Here is an 18,850-nt window from a genome sequence, read left to right on the forward strand (position 1 = left end):
TTAAATGGGTGCAGCAGAATATTGCCGCATTTGGTGGTGATCCAAAGAATGTGACGATTTTCGGGGAGTCTGCGGGCGATGTTTCAGTGCATTCACTGCTGACGATTCCATCTGCAAAAGGTCTTTTTCACAAGGCAATTATCGAGTCGGGAGGCGGCCGCGACGGCGTTTTATCAAGCAGACCGATCAGTAAAGAAAATGCCGACAAATATTATCCTGTGTCAGCCGAGACAATAGGTGTAAACTTTGCTGCTAAACATGGTATTCAGGGTAAGGATGCAGCAGCCTTGGACAAACTGCGTTCACTTTCTGTGGAAGATATTGTTGATAATGGACAAGAAAGCAATGGCCAGGGCGGGGCGCTGATTTACGCCGGGCCGATCCTGGACGGTAAATTGGTTGTAGAGACATTCGAGCAGGCATATAAGGCAGGCAGGCAGATCCGTGTTCCAATCATCATTGGTTCGAATAGTGCAGAAGTACCGGCTGGCTTTGTGAATGCAAGGTCAAAGGACGAATTGCTGGCGCAGTTTGAACCTGTACGTAAGGAAATGACTGTTGCCTATGATCCGGATGGTAAAACAGACTTCGCTCAAATGCTTTCGATGATCAACACCGATAAAGTTTGGGCAGAGCCAGCCCGGTTTACTGCAAGTGCGGTCACAGCCAAAGGTGACAAAGCCTACGTTTATCTTTTCTCTTACGTAGCAGCTTCCATGCAACAGCGGATGCGTTTTGGCGCAGGACATGCTTCCGAAATCGCATATGTTTTTGACAATCTGATGGAGCGCAGCGGAGCTACAATTGCACCAACAGACAAACAGGTTGCCACGATGATGAACGCGTATTGGGCCAATTTCGCCAAGACATCAGACCCAAATGGTAAGGGTTTACCAAAGTGGCCGGTTTATGATCCAAGGAAAAACGAAATCATCGAGTTCCGCTCTGACGGCTCGGCTATGGGCGGGCCCGACCCTAAAAAAGCACGGCTGGATGTGATGCAAAAGGCTGCGGAGAAATAGACTAAAAGCGGTTCTGGCATAGCTTTCCTGACAGGGTTTGACCCAATCTTCTACCGGGAATATTGGTAGAGGAAACGGGAATCTATATACCAAACATGCCCCTGGAAAGGCGGAACTTTGCATCATCAAAACAAAGACCACTATGGAAACAGTAAAATTAAATAACGGCGTAGAAATGCCAATTCTGGGGTTCGGGGTTTTTCAAGTGCCGGACCTTGCAGAATGTGAGAGAAGTGTATTGGACGCGATCGATACAGGTTACCGCCTGATTGATACGGCAGCGGCCTACCAGAACGAAGAAGCCGTAGGGAATGCAATAAAGAAAAGTGGCCTTGCCAGGGAAGAGCTCTTTATCACTACAAAGCTCTGGATACAGTCAAACGGATACCAGGATACCAAAAAGGCATTTGAGGTTTCGCTGAAAAAGTTACAGCTGGACTACCTGGACTTGTATTTGATCCACCAGCCATTCGGCGATGTGTATGGAGCGTGGCGGGCATTGCAGGAACTATATAAGGAGGGTAAAATCAGGGCAATTGGTGTAAGTAACTTCCAACCTGACAGGCTCATTGACCTGATCATCCATAACGAAATAGTGCCGGCAGTCAACCAGATTGAAACGCACCCTTTTCACCAGCAGATCCAGACACAACAGTTCCTGGAAGAAAACAATGTGCAGATCCAGTCCTGGGGGCCATTCGCAGAAGGTAAAAACGGCTTGTTTCAAAATGAGCTCTTAGCCTCGATTGGTCAAAAATATAACAAAACAATCGCGCAGGTAGTCGTCCGTTGGCTCACGCAGCGGGGGGTGATTGCAATTCCCAAATCAGTCCGTAAAGAAAGAATGGCAGAGAACCTGAGCATTTTCGATTTCCAGCTGAGCGCGCAAGATATGGACGCGATCAAATCTCTTGATACCAATGCGAGTAGCTTCTTTGATCACCGTGATCCCAATATGGTGAAATGGCTAGGTGAAAGAAAGCTCGACGACAAATAGCCCATAAGAGGCCGAGAAATTAATATTTAACCTCTAAATCAACTTATTACTCATGCAATTGCATTCTCAATCATTTTTCAAATCTATTTTGGCAGCTACGTTTCTGGGGCTATGCTCCGTGCTGGCAGGTACTCAATCATCACTGGCACAAGGCGCAGCTGGCCAGGAGCAGCATATCATTGATCTTTCAAAAAAGAAGTGGCAATGGATGGCTGATAAGAACGTGGACGAGCTGGCCAAACTCTTTGATGACAAAGCAAAATTTGTCCATATGAGCGGTACCTGGAAAAAAGACGAAGAGCTCGAAATCATCAAGACCGGAAGCATCTGGTATAAAAAAGCAGACGTCAAAGATGTTGCTGTCGAGATTGTGGGTAACACGGCAATCATTTGGAGCCGGATTATGCTTTCAGCGATGGTAAGGGGCAATGAAGCAAATACAGAGTTTACTGTTACAGAGGTTTATACAAAACAGGCCAGTGACTGGAAACTGTTGGCGCTTACATTCAGCAGCGTGCGCGATACGCATGTCATTAAACATTAAACCTGGGATACAATGAAATCGAACGTAGATAGAACAATCGCCAGAATCCTTACCTGCCTGATGCTTGCAGCAGGCTTGATGCAAGCATCTCAGGGAGTATTCGCGCAAGCTGAAAATAGCGCCGAGCAGAAAATCATTGCACTTTCTAAAACGAAATGGCAATGGATGGCAGACAAGAATGCAGACTCGCTTGCTGCGCTCTTTGATGAAAAGGCTGTCTTTGTTCACATGGGCGGATCATGGGGCAAACAGCAGGAAGTCAATATCATCAAGTCCGGGGGCATTCACTACAAAAAGGCAGATATCCATAAGGTATCTGTAAACATCATTGGATCAACAGCTATCCTTTTAAACAGGATCACACTGTTAGCGGTTGTAGGCGGCAGGGAAGTCACCAACGAGTTTGAAGTAACGGAAGTGTATGTGCAGCAAAAAGAAGGTTGGAAACTGGGATCGCTCTCATTTACCAAGGTGGGAGGATAATAAAGATCAGAAAACATGAAACTAACCGCTCCATTAGCACACCTGCTGCTGGCTTTTTTGTTTTTGGTTTCGGCTTGCTCTTCTACTCAAACTGAGCGGATCGATGCTGAAACGGGCACTGATGTGGCAGCTGGCAAGATCCTGATCGTCTATTTATCCCGCACGAAGAATACCAAGGCAGTTGCGGAAATGATCCAGAAGAACGTAGGTGGAAAACTGGTGGCGATTGAGCTGGAAAAGCCGTACCCTGAGAATTATCAGGCAACTGTCGCGCAGGTAGCCAGTGAAAACCAGTCGGGATATCTGCCGCCTTTGAAAACTAAAATTGATAGTATCGGCCAGTACGATGTCGTCTTTGTCGGTTTTCCGACCTGGGGGATGCAGCTGCCGCCTCCGATGAAAAGTTTTTTAAAGCAAAATGATTTGAGCGGTAAGACCATCATTCCCTTCAATACGAATGGTGGCTACGGCATTGGCAGCACTTTTGAAACTGTCAAGCAGCTATGCCCTGACAGTAAAATATTGGAAGGGTATTCGACCCGTGGCGGCCTTGAAAGGGACGGGCAGCTGCTAATGATTAAAGAGGAAAAAGCGCGGCAGACCCAGGACGAGATCAAGCAATGGCTCGAAAAGCTTAAAATGATTTAATGCGAACAATTTGATTCAAGCGTCGCAGATTAAATGCAATAGATATGAGAAATAAAGCAATGCTAAGCCTTGTATGTGTGGTATCCTCCATAGTTAGCTTGCAAGGCCAGGCACAGAAAACTAAAAGTCAGAAACCTTTAATCATCCAGGAGCAGGGCGCTTTTTCTGCTGGTGGCAGCGTAACCAAAAGTGAAGGCACGTTCGATGCGCTCAAACCCTGGAATGTAGCGCAGGGCGGACAAACCCGCCACGGGGACCATGCCGACGTGTTTTACCAGATCCCGCCAAAGGCAAAGCGACTTTCTATGGTTTTCCTGCATGGCTACGGGCAATCGCGCCGCAGCTGGCAAACCACGGCCGATGGAAGGGAAGGCTTTGCCAATATCTTTCTAAGAAAAGGCTACGGTGTTTATCTGGTAGACCAACCCGGGCGTGGCCACGCAGGGCAAACATCAAAGCCAGGACAGATCACGGCCACACCAGATGACCAGACCTGGTTCACCCAGTTCCGGATCGGCTTGTATCCTGATTTTAATGAGGGTGTTCGATGAGATCATCGAGATGGTTGAAGAAAAAGAAATGCCGCTGAAATCATACACCTTTTTTGGATTGCATAAGGACGCTAATCTATCAGAGCAGCAGCGGGAGGTGCTTATCGTTTGGGCCAGGCAGCAAATGGCGACGCTGAAAAATGAGTTTCCCGCGGACAGTTTGAAAATGAAGAGAAGGTAATTCAAAGTTGTAGCGACTAGTGGTGTACTTAAATGCTGGTGGCTCTTTGATATGCCAGCAGCAATTTATTTTTTCTCATTGAGAGTTATCTTAATGAATCTGAACAACTACGCAACAATTAAATGCCGAGTACTTTTAAGAAATCATCCTAATAATTACCCCGTAATGGCACTTCGCTTTTGCCAAGAATGATCCGGTTTCCCTGCAAACTGGTGATTTTGGAAAGGTTGACAATAAAGGACCGGTGGACTCTAAAAAAAAGCTCATTAGGCAGATGAATCTCAACAGACGATAGTGGGGTAGTGCTTATTAGATGTTCCCCGATAATAACAACTTTTGTATTGTTGCGGTTAGCCTCTAGATACACAATTTGATCATAGTTTAACTTGTTGATTCGGCCTTCGGTTCGCAAAAGAAGATGACTACTGTTGGCAGAAGGTTGAGTTTCTGGTTTCGTGCCATTTTTAAAATCTAACTTCTCAATAACCCGGTCAATGGCGATTATAAAACGTTCAATCGAAAAAATGGAGGGCTTTTTAAAGTCCTACCAACTTTCAAAAAGTACTGTTCGCAAGTGATTTCGATGTCTCTGATCTAGAGGTGGTAAGCCTGCTTGCCAGATATGCTGAAATACTGCACTTTGAGCTTGAAGTTGTCCATGTCCGTAACACTGAGATCGTGAAAGTGAGGGGATTATTGCTGAACAGGTATTTTTGAATATGCTTGAAGATATTAACCATCCAAATTTAACTCATTTAGAGATTCGCGGAAAAAATGTAGTACTAGCTTTAAAACGGTTATGTTCTAAACAGGGTATTGACATTCTCGCTTTGTTACACCATCAAGAATCTCTTTTGACAAGGATGTTTAAACCAAGTAAGACAGATGACGTTCTTGATAACCTTACATTACCCATTCTTGTTTTTCCATCCAAAATGAGGTGATCAAAGTAGGTGAGCCTCTAACTGATAACAGAATGGCGGCACCTTTAATAGTTTCATTTCGAAGCGCGTTAATTCCATATTTGCTTCGATCAATGAAAAAAATGTTACCTGGGTTGTCACCTGCACCTGATCCAACATTGTATCAGGTGCATGCGACAACCCAAGTTAGTACTGTTCGTATTCATAGTAAAGAGTTTCTTGCAAAACTTCGGGCCGGTCAAGCATTACTTTAACCCAGGTCCTCCTGCTTTCCGGCATGCCGCTTACATGATAAGTATATCTGTAATTTGTTTGTGAAAGCCCCTTGCTATTGGAAGATGCCAGATTGTTTTTGCTTAGATGAAGCACGTTGTCGATCCCGCCAGCATAAGTGTAGTGTTGGAAATTGCCTGAGGATGGTGATGCCATTTTTACCGGGGCAGGTATGACATAACTACCATAGAATGGATTTTTATGATCATCATAGACGAATTCAGTATTGGTGATGCTGGTTCCCGGAACCGCCCTTACCACCGTGGTTTCTACGTGGATTGAGCTCAAATTATCATGGCTAAATGAATAGCTGATCAGTTGCTCATATGAAAGGGCGTGGAAATAATCGAAGTGTCGTCTGCTACTCTGGAGTTTTCCGGCACTATCATATTTAAAAGCCAGATCAAAATAATCATTAGGTGCGCCGGTATAGTGGATTGCTGACAGCTGTCCTGCTTGACTATAATTGTAAACATAGCGCTCGGAAGCTAATGAACTTGTGGTTCGCTCCATTTGGGATAATCTTCCAGAAATATCATATTGATATGCGCTTTTTTCTGTTGGTAATCCTGCGCTGTCTGGGGTTTGATAAGTGAATATGGAGGCAATCCTTCCATCAGGATTGTAGGAAAATTTGCTGACGAATCTGCTTTGCGGATCCTCGGGCAACACCCTTATCAGCTTTTTTACCCTCCATTGCACTTCCTCAGGGATTTGATGATCTGTGCAGGAGACAATGAAAAACACAGCCAAAATCACATTTAATGCGAGAACTTTTGGAATTTTTGTTTTCATGACCGTCTTGTTTTCAACTGAATATTTAATCGGTAAATGTCGGATTGATTACGATAAATGCTTCGGATGCATCTACACCCAAGAGGTAGTTATGTGGTGCAGCAATTAAAGTTTTCGTTGTTTCAATGTTGTGGAAGGCATACAGCACATTGCCGGTAAAATTGGTATAAACGGGCGTGTTAAGCGGTTGTAAATACTCGACCATAATATGATATTCGGCATCAGAAATAACTACTGCGGTCTGGCCCAGAGGCAGCGATTGAAGTTCTACGGGTACCTGCGGGTGAAGTGGGGGAAAGATGAGGGTGGAATAAAGTGAAGCAATGCTCGTCGGCCTGCCGGTCGGCTTGTCCAGAATATAACCCGAACTGGCGTTTATCGAGGCGTTTGCAATGCGTTTTACGTGCAATTTTACTTTGAAAGTGACATCTATTGTATTTGGGTTCCGGCTAAGACGAGACCAGGCAAATTGCATAGGTAGTACCACATCCGTATTTTGCGGGGTGATAGTTGCAAAAATGTCATTGATTGTTAATCCTTTGGCGAATTCTGCTTTGACGATTTCAAACTCGCATGGATAGAAGCGTGGCGTTCCATCTAATCTTTCGCAATGCTTTTCCGGGTCTGGAATATCGTGGTCGGTACAGGAAATCGCGAGAGCAATTGTTAAAATTGCAATGGACGAAAGTAGTTTAAGCATTTGGTTGATCTTCATCTAAATCACTGGTTAAACTGTGTAGAATTGCAAAATGCACGTATTAATGCAAGCGATGGGCAAAAGCTCTTACTGTGATGTCGAGATCTATGAGGTTATCTTTTGAAACTGCATTGACCCCGTTGGTCATTACCCTTTTCCGCTCCGGGTTTTTTTCAAAAAAGGCAGCTATCCGTAACATTATGCGGTCGAAAAGCGTAAGTGCTCTTATGTCCAGTTTCCCGGGTAGAAAAAAGATGTGTTCATCCTCCACTAGCGGTGTCGGTATGTTCACCTTTATAATTCTCTTCTGTTCCCATTGATCCGAATCAGGAGTTGCACAAGTAATAAAAATGAAAACCTTTTTGTGTTTTAGTATTTCTAGATTTTTGACAAGGAAAGGACGCAATAACATCTTGCCATAGTACACTGAACTTCCCAAAATGATATAGTCAAAATTGTTGAGGGTTTGGCTTACGACACGGTCGATGTCTAAACACGGCAGCTCTAAATCTTCACTAAGCCATTGTGCGTACTGCTTTGTCGCACCATACTTACCTTTGTATACGACTACTCCATTCTTCATAGTTGATCATGTTACAGATGAATTAAGTGGAATCGTTTAATATCGCAAAGGCGAGCTGGTCTGAATTATTGGCAAACCGGCACGCCTCATTATTGTTACCTTAACGGTGGTCAGGAAACTGCAATTTCCGTCTTAAGTGCAGGGAAAGTGACTTCCCGTTTTGGCACTGTCAGCCTTAGAATTCCATACTGGTATTGGGCTTCTATTTTATCCGTTTGCGAATTTTCAGGGAACCTGAAAGGACTGCGAAAAGCATCAACGACATAAATGTAAGGTTGGCAGAGATGCTTCTGTATGATCGTTTGTACCAGTAAAAATGATTATAATCAGTTTTCGGTCAATTGGTTAGATAAGCCGCGTGATTGCCTTGTCGATAACGATTTTACCATCCTCCATTTCGATATTTCTTGTGGTCTTGCTGGCAAAGCTGTTGTCATGTGTCACAATAAGCATGGTCTGGTTGTAATCTTCGGCAAGCCGTTTAAATATTTCAAATACAAGCTCGCTGTTCCTTTTATCCAGATTACCGGTGGGCTCATCTCCCATAATAATCATCGGATCGTTGATGAGCGCCCTGGCAATGGCTATCCGCTGCTTTTCACCTCCCGATACATGGTCCGCATTTTTGAGAGCCAGATCACCAATGCCAAGCATTGTCAGTTTCTCCATGGCGCGGTGCTCTACTTCCTGTTTGGAATATTTATTGAGCTTTAAGCCGGGAAGCATTACATTTTGAAGAACTGTAAACTCTTTTAATAAATAATGAAACTGGAATACAAAGCCGATCTTCTCATTACGGACCCGGGCCAGATTCTCTTCTTTTCTGTTTTTCATCAACTGGCCGTCAATCCAGAGCTCGCCTTCATAAGCAGTATCCATCGTCGACAAGATATACAGCAAAGTAGACTTCCCGCATCCGGATTTGCCGGTTACCGACACAAACTCCCCAGCCTCGATCTCGAAGCTTATGTCTGAAAGCACTTTGACCCGGATGGGATCTGTGAATTCTTTGGTGATTTGGCGGGCCGCAAGTACAATCTTTTCCATTATTTTCCTCTTATGATAACAACCGGGTCAACTTTGCTGGCCTTGCGTGATGGAAACCACCCGGCAAAAAGCGTCGTAGCCAGTGAAAAGACGATCCCAATGCCGTAAAACCATGGGTTGTATTCTACGGGGAATGTTGTGATGGTCGGCAGTGAGGGTGTCACGAAGGGAATTTGATCAACAATGACCGAGATACCAAAGCCGAAAATCAACCCGAGCATACCTCCGGATAGGCCGATTACGAGTGCAATAAGCAAAAACACACTTTTCACATCCTTTCCCGAAAAGCCCGTCGCCTTCAATATGGCGATTGTATCCATTTTCTCATAGATCATCATGTTAAGAATGTTGTAAATGCCAAAACCTGCTACAATCAGAACGGTAATGCCCACCGCGTAAGAAATAAGGGTCCGGATAAAGCTGCCGGTTTCGAACTGCCCGTTAGCTGTCTGAATATCTTCTGCATCTGTTTCGAAAATCCGGGCAAATTTTTTCGCTGCCTCCGGGGCTTCGGTTATGTCTGTCATTTTGATTTGAATGTCCGTCACATAACTTGCCGTTTTCCCTAGCAGCTTTTGCACCACATTGACGGACGCATAGCTTTGTGTCTTATCATACTCCTGGATACCGGACTGAAAAAGGCCAACAACCTTGAGTTGAAAAACTTGTCCCTGAGTCGTTGTTAGCTGGATCACTTCTCCCACATCTGCTAACAGAAGGTCGGCTAACGTTTTTCCAAGAATAATACTGTTCGGGACTTTTATCAGATCAGCTCCCGCACCAGAGATGATGTATTCATCAAAATTGAATAATCTGTTTTCAAGCTCGGGATTAATGCCCTGTACTATTCCTGTGAGATCGATGTTGCCATCGTTGAAAAATACCTGCGTGGTGATCCTGGGCGTGGCACCGATCACATGCTGATCATTTCTGAGATAGGCCAGGATTGCCTGACTATTGCGGATCTGCTGACTTGCATTAACTGCCTTCACGGAATTGATAAAATGATAGTGCTTTTCAAATCCCGGGACCTGCATGACGGGTTGCTGTTCGCTGGGGCGAATGGCCTTGTAGAGGCGTACATGTGGTACCCGGTTCAGGATCAGCCCATCGAGTAAAACATTTAGTCCTGTCATGAAGCCCAGCAACGAAATAAACATAGCAATGCTGAATGTAACGCCCGCAGCTGCAACCAGAGTTTGCTTCCATCTGGCAAGCAGAAGTGCCCAGGAAATGTCCATGATCAGTTTCGATTTCATAGCTCTGGCTTAAAAATGTGCTCATTCGGCTGTAATCCACCCACTATTTCCACGCGTTTGTAATCCATCAGTCCGGTTTTTACCTTCCGTTTTTTGTTATTCTCCACAAGCACGTACCCACCATCGAGCAGGTAATCTCTCGGGATGGTCAGGGTTTTAGGCTTCTGACTGATGATAATGTTTGCTTCGCATGTCAGGTTAGCATAAAGGATCTCTGGTTTTTTCAAGAAATGGCCTTCTACCGTAAATGATTTTGAACCTTCATTCATATACGGCACGATTTTACCGACTACCGCTTCAAAGACCTGGCCCTTATAACTATCCATTGCTATGACTATCCTCTGGCCGGTTTTCACCTTAATGATGTCATATTCATCGATCTGCATCTCGATCATGAAATCGTCACCAGCGCCGATGACTGCAACGGCGCTTTGAGGGGTGACCATTTCGCCTGGTTCTTTAAGAATTCTATAGACCTGGCCGTCCTGTTGGCTGGCTATGATGTAGTCCTTTGCTGACGTTTTGGCAATCAGCAGGTTCTTGTTGGATTGCTGTTCTTGAAATCGAAGTTGTTTTAATGTCTCCGTGTAACGGAGTTTAGCTGTCTCAACAGCATTTAGTGCATTGTTGTAATTTAGCTCACGTTGCTCGAACTCGTTTCGGGTGCCAATGTTCTGAGCCCAAAGGTTTTTTTGCCTTGACCAAAGGGACTGTTCAGTTTCTAATTTCAGCTTGGCCAGGGAGAGGGCGCTTTTTAACTCATCCACGCGCTCGGCGTTGGCGCTTATTGAGGTGTAGGCTGCTGCCAGTTCCGCATTTTCTGCATTGAGCCGTGCCACTTTTCCAACCAGGCTCATGACCGGTGCGCCTTTCCGTACCGAATCGCCTTCCGAGACAAGTATTTTGTCGACCAGGCCGTTTACAGTTGAGTAAACCTGGTACTGATTGGCGCCTTTCAAAACACCCGAAGCGTAAACAGACTCTGTAATGCTTTCCAGCGAAGGGAGAGTCGTTTCAGGCTTTCCTTGACAGCAGATCATCAATGGAAGGAGAACGCCGAAAGGTGAAAGCTTTACAACCGGTACAAGTTGTTTTAAGTACATCGGAAAAATTTGGCTTATTGAATTTAATTAAGAAATGAGAGCAATGTGAATCGTTTTTTAGTTCGCTTTTAGAGTTTCTGTCATTGCATATATGCTTGCAGCGATTTAATAAATGTAGATGGTAAAGCCGGGTAGGACTATGATTTAGGTCAGGAGTGAAAATGATATACTTTGATGAAGAGCTAGGTTTATTGTGCTATGAAGCTAAATATAATCATTTTATAAAATGACCCGGCTCATACCCGGGCGTGGTCAGATAAAGTTGATTTGCCATAACAATCAAATACAAAAAATGGAACTGCAACCAAAAACACAAACATTGCTTGCCCTTTGGAAAGAAGCGAGAACACGTTTCTCCACCCAATTAGCAAGCCTTCAATCCCGGGACTTGATTCGTAAGTTGCCTCTGACCCAAAACAGTGTTGGCTTTCTGATCCGGCATATTGGAGATGTAGAATTCCTATTCGCCAAGAATGTTTTTGGTAGTCATCTATCAGTGAGTGCAAAAACATTAATTGCCCAGCACGATACCGGAGAATGGACGAACCTGCCAAGCCTGCTCGAATATATTGCACAGTCGGGTGAGGCACTGGAGAATGCTATTGCCCTGCAAAGAGATCAGGATTGGGACGTAGAGATTGTAACCAAAGAGTTTGGCGTGAAAACAAAAGCAGAATCGCTCGGAAGGATCATCTCTCATACTGCACATCACGGAGGACAATTGGCCATTATACTCAAATACGCAGATCGCGAGAGATAGTGGCTCGGAATCTCAACGGCTGACCGATAGCAGCGCTGAGCTAATATTAGATTACACGATAACTGTTGAAGATAGATCGGTATTCGTGCCTGACCCATACGGATATAAGTTTTGATTTCCCAGTCCGTGGTGCAATAGTCGCAACACCCGCATGCGCTATATAACCAGGGCACCTACTATATCAGACGTTCAAAGGCGATGTATAAGTTGAAATATTTATTCAGAGCCCCGGGCGGGCGGGATCATATTCGGAAGATTTACATAGAATTTCGTGCCTTTTCCTACTTCACTGGTATAGTGTCAATGATAAAGCTAACTACAAACTCACCATCACCCGTTGTAAACGGACTAAGGCTTACTTCCACAGGAAATTCGCTTCCATCTGATCTCCTTGCAAAGAGATCGGATGCATGCCCCATGCCCCTGGCCTTGGGAGCCTGCAGATATTCGTCCCGGTAATGCACATGGTTTTTTGCAAAACGCTGAGGGATCAGTGTTTCTATTTGCTTGCCAATCAGATCGTGGTCAGTGTAACTAAAAAGCTCTTTTGCCTTCGGATTGATCATGACAATCTCGCCTGATTTTTTTACTACTACAATGCCTTCCGTAGCATGTTTGAATAGGGCGTCCAGCATCTCAATGTATCGTGAAATTGTCTTTGTTTGTATTAAAATATCACTAAACATAGACAATATACGTTGAGATTCTAAATCAGACGAAGGATTTATAGAATGATCTGAAAGCATGGAAAATTTAGACCTCATGCGCAGTGTAGGTATAGACGACTTCGGGGAGTACTTTAATGCTTTGACAGGGCTTATTCCAGATTATGATATTGATTACTCAATGCCGTTAATCCGCCCGTTTCCAATACTTAAATATCTCAAACCAGCAAACTGAAATAAAGCTAACAACAAAGCACGGTAAAGCCTGAGCTATGCCCGGAATGTCGAGCTTAAACAAGTTCCTGAGGAGCGGGTTAAAAAAGACCAGGACACAGAGGGAGACAGATATGGTTAGGACCCATCCAATCAGGTCGTTTTTGTATTTCAAAGTGGTAAACAGTGATTGATAGAATGAACGGTTGGTCAGCGTCAGAAAGAAATTAGCTGAAATGAGACCGATAAAAATCAGCGATCTGGTCATAGGTTCTGAGCAGCCAGTGCTGAGCGCATACCAGTAAATGCCAAACAAACCTGCAGCAATGACCAGCCCTTGGATGAAGCTAAGGAGCAGTTCATTTGTACTGAACAAACTGCTGGTGAAAGGGCGTGGAGGGTGTAATAAAACATCTTTGCCGGCAGGTTCATTTTCGTAAACAATGGAGCATGTAGGACCCATGATCAGTTCGAAAAAGATCACGTGTACCGGAGTGAAAATTTCAGCATACTGCCAACCTAGCAGCAGTGGCACAAACACGGTCAGGATGATGGGTATGTGAATGGAAATGATATACCGGATCGCTTTTCTAAGGTTAGTATAAATACGTCTTCCGGCTGCAATAGCATCAACCATTCCGGACAGATCATCATTTTGCAGAATGAGAGCGGACGCTTGTTTGGCAATCTCACTTCCCTTTTTTTCCATGGCTATGCCAATGTTCGCCGCTTTTAGCGCTGGGCCATCGTTTACGCCATCACCGATCATTGCAACAATTTCGCCATTGGCTTTCAGCGCGTCAATGACGCGGAGTTTTGCCTCAGGAAACATGCGCGCGAAAATCTGGGTATGTGTTACTGTTTTTCGGAGCTCCTGATCATCCTCTTCCACGAGGTTCTGCCCAAGCAACACATTTTCCGCGCCACGAAACCCGATTTGTGATGCAATGTTCTGGGTTGTGGCGGCATTGTCGCCGGTAATGATTTTGATCTGTATGCCAGCTCTGTAAAAAGATTCGAGTACGGATTGGATGTTTTTCTTTGGAGGATCGTAAAAAGCAACAAGTCCTGCAAAACGGAATTCAATTTGCTGCTGGGTTTCTGGAAAGTGTTTCCCTGCGAAGCTACTCTGACCCACACCCAAAACCCGGTATCCCTTCATTGTGAATTCACCGACAGCCTTCAAGATACTTTCATTCTCTTTATCGCTCAATCCGCATACCGATATAATGGCTTCTGGCGCCCCTTTTGCCGCCACGATCCTTTTCCCAGCTGCGTTTTCAAACACATGTGTCATCATAGGAGGCAGGCCACTTAGCGGATATTCATGCACCAGCTGGAAGTTACGCCGGTCATCTTCGCCAGGCAGCTCCTGATATGCCTGATGAAGTGCCTTTTCCATGGGATCAAACGGCTCTGGTTCACTTGCCCACATAGCTGTTGTCAGAAGTTGAATGGTCTCTGCGCCAGGTTTGTCAGCGAGTGAGATAGTCACATTTGTCGTCGGAAGATAGATTCCTGCCAGCGACATTCGGTTTTCAGTGATCGTACCGGTTTTGTCGGTGCAGATAATGCTTGCGCTTCCAAGGGCCTCAATGGTTTTTGCGTCTTTGACAATGACACCTAATTTCATCAGCCGAAATGCACCCAGAGCCATAAACGTCGTAAAGGCAACAGGGATTTCCTCAGGAAGAATGCTCATTGCCAGGGTTAGCGCTTTCATAAGACTATCCAGCAGGTTTTGCGACCTAAAGTAGTTGATCGTCCAAACCGATACGAACACGGCAGCTCCAATGAATGCCATATTCCTTACCAGATGATTGATCTGGATTTGCAGCGGTGTTTTCTCTACTTCAATTGAATCAAGGCTTTCGCCAATTTGAGCAAGGTGTGTTTTACTTCCGGTTGCTGAAACCTGGCAGACAGCCCGGCCGCTGGCAACAAGGGTGCCTTGGTAAACCGGTTCGGAAACATATCTAAAAACGGACAGTGATTCGCCGGTTAGAATTGATTCATCCACTGAAAAATCATGCGCTTTTATAACGGTTCCGTCCGCTGCTATTCGCACGCCTTCTTCTATGATTAGCAAATCCCCTACAACAATGTCTTCTATGGGAATCGGAGATTCAATTCCATTTCTGATAACAATGCTTTTGGGCTGGGTAAACTGCCTGAGCTTTGCCAGCGCGCTTCTGCTTTTTGTTTCCTGGTAAAGCGAAATAATGGATATCAGCACAATGGCACCAACCATCATGAGACCTTCCTGAGCAGAACCTGTAAAAAAATAGATGCTGGCAGCGATCATGAGCAGTATCAGCATCGGCTCCTTGACAAGCGATAGCAGCGTATCAAAAAATTCGCTACGCGATTTTTCTTTTGGACAATTTCGACCAAATCTCTCTCTTGATGCCAGAACTTGCGCATCATTCAAACCTTGGCTTTCAATAGTGTTTACAGCTTGCATAGGAGTACTCTACAGTGCAGGTAGCCTGCAAGAAAACAATGAGCCTGCGATTAGCAGGCTCATTGTTGAGCCATACCTGAGTTTTTTACAACGCATATTCTTCCTCTTCTACTAAAAATCGTTAATTACCTGACTTACTCCTGAGGCTGCCCAGGCAGCATCTTCCGCGTCTTCTCTTTCACTCCATGAGCGCACTGTTCCCGATAACGTGACTATGTTTCCGGCCACTGAGACCTTTACCTTCTCTGAATCAATGGAAGCATGACGCTGGAAGGCAGATCCGATCTTTTTAGTGATATCGTCTGCTATGGGTCTGGCCTTTACAGTAATACTATTGACTACCATGCGAACGCCAGCCAGATTCTCGATTGCATGGATCGCCATGGTGCGTTCGTAAGACCAGTCAACCTCACCGGATAAGGTAACAAAACCGTCTTCAACCTTAATCTTGATTTTTTCGCTCACGACAGCCGAATGCCATTGAAGCGTTGGCTACTGCCTCTGCAAGTTCTGTATCAGTCTTTTGTTTCTCTGGATAAATATGAACAATAATGTCCTCTGCAACAGCTTTCACGCCGGACACTTTCTTTGCAGCTTTCTCGGCAGCCAGTTTTTTAGGATAGGAGTTAACCAATCCTGACAATGTTACGATCCCATTTTTAACAGAGACGCCGATTTCAGCAGCGTCCAGGATTGGCTGCCAGCGTAATTGATCCATTACATTTTTTTGAATTTCCAGGTCTGTTTTCATTGTTGAATTTGTCTAAGTTTAACATCGGCTTTGCACTTGCCTTATTCCAAAACTATATTGTTTGTACTTGTGATCGAATGACGCTAATCAGGTCCCTTACTGATTGTTATTGGGTGTAGATGTGGTTGTTAAGCTATACGTTCAACAAAGGATTACCATTGGTACTTTGAGCTCGTTTGCAACGGGTTCTTTGTGGTAAACTAATAGTGGAACTTGTGTATTCACCGTAAATTTTTTAGTCATCGATGAGTTAAGGAGCTTTTCAAGAAAGCCTCTGCGGCGGTTAGATACGATCAGTAAATCCGCCTTGATCTGATCGCAGTAATTTTCCAGCCGATCCATCACATGATCACTATTCAATATGGTGATCTCGCTACGGTCAATGCCAAGCTCACGCTCAATTTCATCAATATATTGCCCGTCCGGTTGGATGTCGAGCTGCTCATCGGAATTCACCTTTACTAGTCTGAGCTTACTATTGAGCTGTTTAGTCAGAGCGATGACATCGAGCAATATCTCTTTCTCGTCAAATTCAAGTTGTGTAGCATAAACAAACTGATCGAACCGTATCGCCACCTTATTGATCGGCGGTATAATGAGAACCGGGCAGTGCGCATGCAGTGCAATGCCGGTTGCCGCGCTGCCTATCAACCTGTCGAGAAATGTTCCGTGACCAGTCCTTCCGACTACGATCAGATCAGCTGCATTTTGCTTTGCTTGTCTTAGTACAGCCGTTTCTACGCTATCCGTTTCCCATATGGCATCCGCACGGTAGCCTTCCTGTTGTGCCCGGGACACTCGGTCATTTAAATTTGCACGGTAATCGTCTTCCAACTGCTGATAAATGGGCGCAGTAACAATGGATTCTGGTATCATAAAGTCTCCTACGTAAGGCTGGTAGGCATACATGATCAGGAGCTTCGCGCCGGTCTTGGCTGCGATTTGCTTGGCTGCCTCTAGTGCCTTGTCAGCGTTTTCAGAAAAGTCTGTTGGTACTAAGATCGTTTTCATAGGATATTTTGGGTTTCTTATGAATGCTCTGATTCAATGCATTACAAAGTTCGTCGCGGCGGGCCCGCAAGAGAATGACGAAGGTCATATCGTTTCAGAAGCGTGGTCAGTCGTATATACACTGTTGGCCAATAGCTTTGCCTTTATAAGTATAAGCTGTTGTATATGGGCGGAAGTAACACAGTCAATTCCATCTTTGATATCGATCTGTCGCCTAAGCCAGGTAAGACCTACTGGGCTGATGGTAACCGGGAATGGCGCGAGGAGTTTATTTACTTTCTTCTAATAGACCGCTTTCATGATGATCTTGAAAGGACGCCTGAGGGCAAGCCGAGTAGACAAACCGGTTTTGGGAATGCAGATCAGCTTCAAAGAATTTGTGGCGGGACACTCAGTGGGATCACCCGTCACCTGGGCTATATCCGGGACCTGGGTTGCACTGCGTTGTGGCTTAGTCCGGTATTTCAGAATAATGCCTTTTCTTACCACGGGTACGCCGTGGAGAATTACCTGGAAGTCGACCGGCGATTTGGAACCAAAAAGGATCTTGAAGACCTCGTCGAAAAGGCACATAGTTATGATATCAAGGTCTTTTTAGATATCGTCTTGCATCATTCCGGGGATAACTGGACTTATCCGGGCGATGAAAAATATTACTATTATCAGGGAGCAGTATTCCCATTTGAGTCTTGGCGCTCCCAAGATCTCCCTGTCCCAATCGAATTGAGAAATCCCCAACTTTACTGGCGAAAAGGGCAAATCCGTAATTTCGATGCTTATCCCGAAACGCGCGAAGGTGACTTTGAGAACCTCAAGAGCTACAAAAATGACGCTTCACCTGAGGCTTTGCTAGTGCAGCAGATCCTGACCAAGATACATTGTTACTGGATTAGGGAAACCGACATTGACGGTTTTCGGATCGACGCAGTTAAGCATATGGGGGAGGAAACCGTCAGTCAGTTTTGCTCACACGTACGCGAGTACGCCTATAAATTAGGGAAACGAAACTTCTTCTTTTTCGGCGAATTTGTCGGTCCCGAACAGATGTATAACCGGTATATCGGTCCAAAAACTTCTGTGATGATAGAGGATAAGGCCATCTACTTTGGGCTCAATTCTGTACTGGATTTTCCGCTTTACCATATCTTGGCAGATGTGATCCGTGGCGTCTCTAAGCCACAAAAGCTCGTAGAGCGTTACGAATCGCTGCGGGAAGGTGCTATGGGCAGAGGTGAATTTGGTGAGTTTTTGATAACGTTTATCGACAACCACGATCAGTTGGGTCAGGTAATCAAGCGGAGATTCGGTAAAGAGGCCTCAGAGAATCAGATTATTGCGGGGATTGGTTTTTTGCTGTGCGCACTGGGCACGCCCTGCATTTACTACGGCACTGAGCAAGGGTTTGACGGATCGGGAGAAAAGGATTTTAATGTTCGTGAAGCGATGTTCAGCTTAGAGGACCCAAAAGTAAATGCCTTGAACAAATCCTGCCGGATCTACCAGCAGATTGCTGCTCTTGCCAGGCTCAGAAAAGAATATGCGGCGCTTAGGTTCGGACGCATGTATATGCGTAAACTTTCGGTGAATGGCAAAGATTTCATGCTTCCCACATTTGAAAAATGCCTGCTTGCGTTCTCAAGAGTCCTTTATGATGAAGAAATTGTGGTTGCTTACAACAGCTCTCAAGATGAATATGACGAGGAGTACGTCCGTGTAGACCCGCTGCTCAACCCCCAAGGAAGCTCACTCCACTTTATTTACGGGCAGCATGGAAGCGTGAACGTATTGTTAAATGAAGAGGGGAGCAAGCACTTCATTAAGCTGAAACTGGCTCCCGGCCAATTCGTGGTTTTGACTAATAAGGCTGACAGTCTATAATA

The 18,850-nt window shown here is 45.0% G+C and carries 22 protein-coding genes; 9 read left to right on the plus strand and 13 right to left on the minus strand.

Going from position 1 to position 18,850, the window contains the following annotated elements:
* The first annotated feature begins 8 nt into the window (after positions 1–8).
* The 7 genes from AC1XTG_RS10230 (at position 9) to AC1XTG_RS10260 (ending at position 4,426) form a co-directional block, all read left to right on the plus strand.
* Positions 9–1,022: a carboxylesterase family protein gene (locus AC1XTG_RS10230; RefSeq protein ID WP_484841902.1), complete on the plus strand. Its 1,014-nt coding sequence runs from the start codon at positions 9–11 to the stop codon at positions 1,020–1,022.
* A 142-nt stretch (positions 1,023–1,164) separates the two neighbouring features.
* Positions 1,165–2,019 carry an aldo/keto reductase gene (locus AC1XTG_RS10235; protein WP_484841903.1) on the plus strand — a complete coding sequence of 285 codons (855 nt, stop codon included), beginning with the start codon at positions 1,165–1,167 and terminating at the stop codon, positions 2,017–2,019.
* 52 nt (positions 2,020–2,071) lie between these two features.
* Complete coding sequence (locus AC1XTG_RS10240) at positions 2,072–2,563, plus strand: nuclear transport factor 2 family protein (RefSeq protein WP_056289099.1); 492 nt, start codon at positions 2,072–2,074, stop codon at positions 2,561–2,563.
* A gap of 12 nt (positions 2,564–2,575) precedes the next feature.
* Entirely contained in the window at positions 2,576–3,046 is a 471-nt protein-coding gene (locus AC1XTG_RS10245; protein ID WP_484841904.1) for a nuclear transport factor 2 family protein, read from the plus strand.
* Positions 3,047–3,061: 15 nt separating this feature from the next.
* Positions 3,062–3,694 carry a flavodoxin gene (locus tag AC1XTG_RS10250; protein ID WP_484841905.1) on the plus strand — a complete coding sequence of 211 codons (633 nt, stop codon included), beginning with the start codon at positions 3,062–3,064 and terminating at the stop codon, positions 3,692–3,694.
* A 44-nt stretch (positions 3,695–3,738) separates the two neighbouring features.
* Positions 3,739–4,245 carry an alpha/beta hydrolase family protein gene (locus tag AC1XTG_RS10255; protein ID WP_484841906.1) on the plus strand — a complete coding sequence of 169 codons (507 nt, stop codon included), beginning with the start codon at positions 3,739–3,741 and terminating at the stop codon, positions 4,243–4,245.
* On the plus strand, positions 4,229–4,426 hold the full coding sequence (locus AC1XTG_RS10260) for a heme-binding domain-containing protein (protein WP_484841907.1): 198 nt from the start codon (positions 4,229–4,231) through the stop codon (positions 4,424–4,426). The genes AC1XTG_RS10255 and AC1XTG_RS10260 overlap by 17 nt, the downstream gene beginning before the upstream one ends.
* Positions 4,427–4,574: 148 nt before the next feature.
* Here AC1XTG_RS10260 and AC1XTG_RS10265 read toward each other — a convergent pair whose 3' ends face one another.
* The 8 genes from AC1XTG_RS10265 to AC1XTG_RS10300 form a co-directional block, all read right to left on the minus strand.
* Positions 4,575–4,838 carry a LytR/AlgR family response regulator transcription factor gene (locus AC1XTG_RS10265; RefSeq protein WP_484841908.1) on the minus strand — a complete coding sequence of 88 codons (264 nt, stop codon included), beginning with the start codon at positions 4,836–4,838 and terminating at the stop codon, positions 4,575–4,577.
* A 697-nt stretch (positions 4,839–5,535) separates the two neighbouring features.
* Positions 5,536–6,417 carry a hypothetical protein gene (locus AC1XTG_RS10270; protein ID WP_484841909.1) on the minus strand — a complete coding sequence of 294 codons (882 nt, stop codon included), beginning with the start codon at positions 6,415–6,417 and terminating at the stop codon, positions 5,536–5,538.
* 25 nt (positions 6,418–6,442) lie between these two features.
* Positions 6,443–7,132 carry a hypothetical protein gene (locus AC1XTG_RS10275; protein WP_484841910.1) on the minus strand — a complete coding sequence of 230 codons (690 nt, stop codon included), beginning with the start codon at positions 7,130–7,132 and terminating at the stop codon, positions 6,443–6,445.
* Between the two features lie 43 nt (positions 7,133–7,175).
* A complete protein-coding gene (locus AC1XTG_RS10280) occupies positions 7,176–7,697 on the minus strand; it encodes a flavodoxin domain-containing protein (RefSeq protein WP_484841911.1) in 522 nt (173 codons plus the stop codon).
* 110 nt (positions 7,698–7,807) lie between these two features.
* On the minus strand, positions 7,808–8,008 hold the full coding sequence (locus tag AC1XTG_RS10285) for an Hsp20 family protein (RefSeq protein ID WP_484841965.1): 201 nt from the start codon (positions 8,006–8,008) through the stop codon (positions 7,808–7,810).
* A 34-nt stretch (positions 8,009–8,042) separates the two neighbouring features.
* On the minus strand, positions 8,043–8,744 hold the full coding sequence (locus AC1XTG_RS10290) for an ABC transporter ATP-binding protein (protein ID WP_484841912.1): 702 nt from the start codon (positions 8,742–8,744) through the stop codon (positions 8,043–8,045).
* Positions 8,744–10,003, minus strand: a complete 1,260-nt coding sequence (locus AC1XTG_RS10295; protein WP_484841913.1) for an ABC transporter permease — start codon at positions 10,001–10,003, stop codon at positions 8,744–8,746. Before AC1XTG_RS10295 ends, AC1XTG_RS10290 begins: the two co-directional genes overlap by 1 nt.
* Positions 10,000–11,106: an efflux RND transporter periplasmic adaptor subunit gene (locus tag AC1XTG_RS10300; protein ID WP_484841914.1), complete on the minus strand. Its 1,107-nt coding sequence runs from the start codon at positions 11,104–11,106 to the stop codon at positions 10,000–10,002. Before AC1XTG_RS10300 ends, AC1XTG_RS10295 begins: the two co-directional genes overlap by 4 nt.
* 292 nt (positions 11,107–11,398) lie before the next feature.
* Here AC1XTG_RS10300 and AC1XTG_RS10305 point away from each other — a divergent pair, with 292 nt between their 5' ends.
* Positions 11,399–11,866 (plus strand): DinB family protein, encoded by a 468-nt coding sequence (locus tag AC1XTG_RS10305; protein WP_484841915.1) that lies wholly within the window; start codon positions 11,399–11,401, stop codon positions 11,864–11,866.
* Positions 11,867–12,147: 281 nt separating this feature from the next.
* Here the strand turns inward: AC1XTG_RS10305 and AC1XTG_RS10310 are convergent, their stop codons facing one another.
* The 5 genes from AC1XTG_RS10310 to AC1XTG_RS10330 form a co-directional block, all read right to left on the minus strand.
* Positions 12,148–12,501, minus strand: coding sequence for a PAS domain S-box protein (locus AC1XTG_RS10310; RefSeq protein ID WP_484841916.1), 354 nt, complete (start codon positions 12,499–12,501; stop codon positions 12,148–12,150).
* 217 nt (positions 12,502–12,718) lie between these two features.
* Entirely contained in the window at positions 12,719–15,208 is a 2,490-nt protein-coding gene (locus tag AC1XTG_RS10315) for a cation-translocating P-type ATPase (RefSeq protein WP_484841917.1), read from the minus strand.
* Between the two features lie 111 nt (positions 15,209–15,319).
* Positions 15,320–15,673, minus strand: a complete 354-nt coding sequence (locus tag AC1XTG_RS10320) for a BON domain-containing protein (protein ID WP_484841918.1) — start codon at positions 15,671–15,673, stop codon at positions 15,320–15,322.
* Positions 15,651–15,959 (minus strand): BON domain-containing protein, encoded by a 309-nt coding sequence (locus tag AC1XTG_RS10325; RefSeq protein WP_484841919.1) that lies wholly within the window; start codon positions 15,957–15,959, stop codon positions 15,651–15,653. Before AC1XTG_RS10325 ends, AC1XTG_RS10320 begins: the two co-directional genes overlap by 23 nt.
* 141 nt (positions 15,960–16,100) lie before the next feature.
* Positions 16,101–16,970 carry a universal stress protein gene (locus AC1XTG_RS10330; RefSeq protein WP_484841920.1) on the minus strand — a complete coding sequence of 290 codons (870 nt, stop codon included), beginning with the start codon at positions 16,968–16,970 and terminating at the stop codon, positions 16,101–16,103.
* A 165-nt stretch (positions 16,971–17,135) separates the two neighbouring features.
* Here AC1XTG_RS10330 and AC1XTG_RS10335 point away from each other — a divergent pair, with 165 nt between their 5' ends.
* On the plus strand, positions 17,136–18,848 hold the full coding sequence (locus AC1XTG_RS10335) for an alpha-amylase family glycosyl hydrolase (RefSeq protein WP_484841921.1): 1,713 nt from the start codon (positions 17,136–17,138) through the stop codon (positions 18,846–18,848).
* The last annotated feature ends 2 nt before the right edge of the window (positions 18,849–18,850 follow it).

It is taken from the genome of Dyadobacter sp. HNCC25DJ183 (assembly GCF_056895175.1).

Excerpts from the sequence above, each read along its gene's own strand:
- AC1XTG_RS10235 (WP_484841903.1), top strand. The coding sequence starts at position 1,165 with ATGGAAACAGTAAAATTAAATAACGGCGTAGAAATGCCAATTCTGGGG.
- AC1XTG_RS10240 (WP_056289099.1), top strand. The coding sequence starts at position 2,072 with ATGCAATTGCATTCTCAATCATTTTTCAAATCTATTTTGGCAGCTACG.
- AC1XTG_RS10245 (WP_484841904.1), top strand. The coding sequence starts at position 2,576 with ATGAAATCGAACGTAGATAGAACAATCGCCAGAATCCTTACCTGCCTG.
- AC1XTG_RS10250 (WP_484841905.1), top strand. The coding sequence starts at position 3,062 with ATGAAACTAACCGCTCCATTAGCACACCTGCTGCTGGCTTTTTTGTTT.
- AC1XTG_RS10255 (WP_484841906.1), top strand. The coding sequence starts at position 3,739 with ATGAGAAATAAAGCAATGCTAAGCCTTGTATGTGTGGTATCCTCCATA.
- AC1XTG_RS10260 (WP_484841907.1), top strand. The coding sequence starts at position 4,229 with ATGAGGGTGTTCGATGAGATCATCGAGATGGTTGAAGAAAAAGAAATG.
- AC1XTG_RS10270 (WP_484841909.1), bottom strand. The coding sequence starts at position 6,417 with ATGAAAACAAAAATTCCAAAAGTTCTCGCATTAAATGTGATTTTGGCT.
- AC1XTG_RS10275 (WP_484841910.1), bottom strand. The coding sequence starts at position 7,132 with ATGAAGATCAACCAAATGCTTAAACTACTTTCGTCCATTGCAATTTTA.
- AC1XTG_RS10280 (WP_484841911.1), bottom strand. The coding sequence starts at position 7,697 with ATGAAGAATGGAGTAGTCGTATACAAAGGTAAGTATGGTGCGACAAAG.
- AC1XTG_RS10290 (WP_484841912.1), bottom strand. The coding sequence starts at position 8,744 with ATGGAAAAGATTGTACTTGCGGCCCGCCAAATCACCAAAGAATTCACA.
- AC1XTG_RS10295 (WP_484841913.1), bottom strand. The coding sequence starts at position 10,003 with ATGAAATCGAAACTGATCATGGACATTTCCTGGGCACTTCTGCTTGCC.
- AC1XTG_RS10300 (WP_484841914.1), bottom strand. The coding sequence starts at position 11,106 with ATGTACTTAAAACAACTTGTACCGGTTGTAAAGCTTTCACCTTTCGGC.
- AC1XTG_RS10305 (WP_484841915.1), top strand. The coding sequence starts at position 11,399 with ATGGAACTGCAACCAAAAACACAAACATTGCTTGCCCTTTGGAAAGAA.
- AC1XTG_RS10310 (WP_484841916.1), bottom strand. The coding sequence starts at position 12,501 with ATGCTGGACGCCCTATTCAAACATGCTACGGAAGGCATTGTAGTAGTA.
- AC1XTG_RS10315 (WP_484841917.1), bottom strand. The coding sequence starts at position 15,208 with ATGCAAGCTGTAAACACTATTGAAAGCCAAGGTTTGAATGATGCGCAA.
- AC1XTG_RS10325 (WP_484841919.1), bottom strand. The coding sequence starts at position 15,959 with ATGAAAACAGACCTGGAAATTCAAAAAAATGTAATGGATCAATTACGC.
- AC1XTG_RS10330 (WP_484841920.1), bottom strand. The coding sequence starts at position 16,970 with ATGAAAACGATCTTAGTACCAACAGACTTTTCTGAAAACGCTGACAAG.
- AC1XTG_RS10335 (WP_484841921.1), top strand. The coding sequence starts at position 17,136 with ATGGGCGGAAGTAACACAGTCAATTCCATCTTTGATATCGATCTGTCG.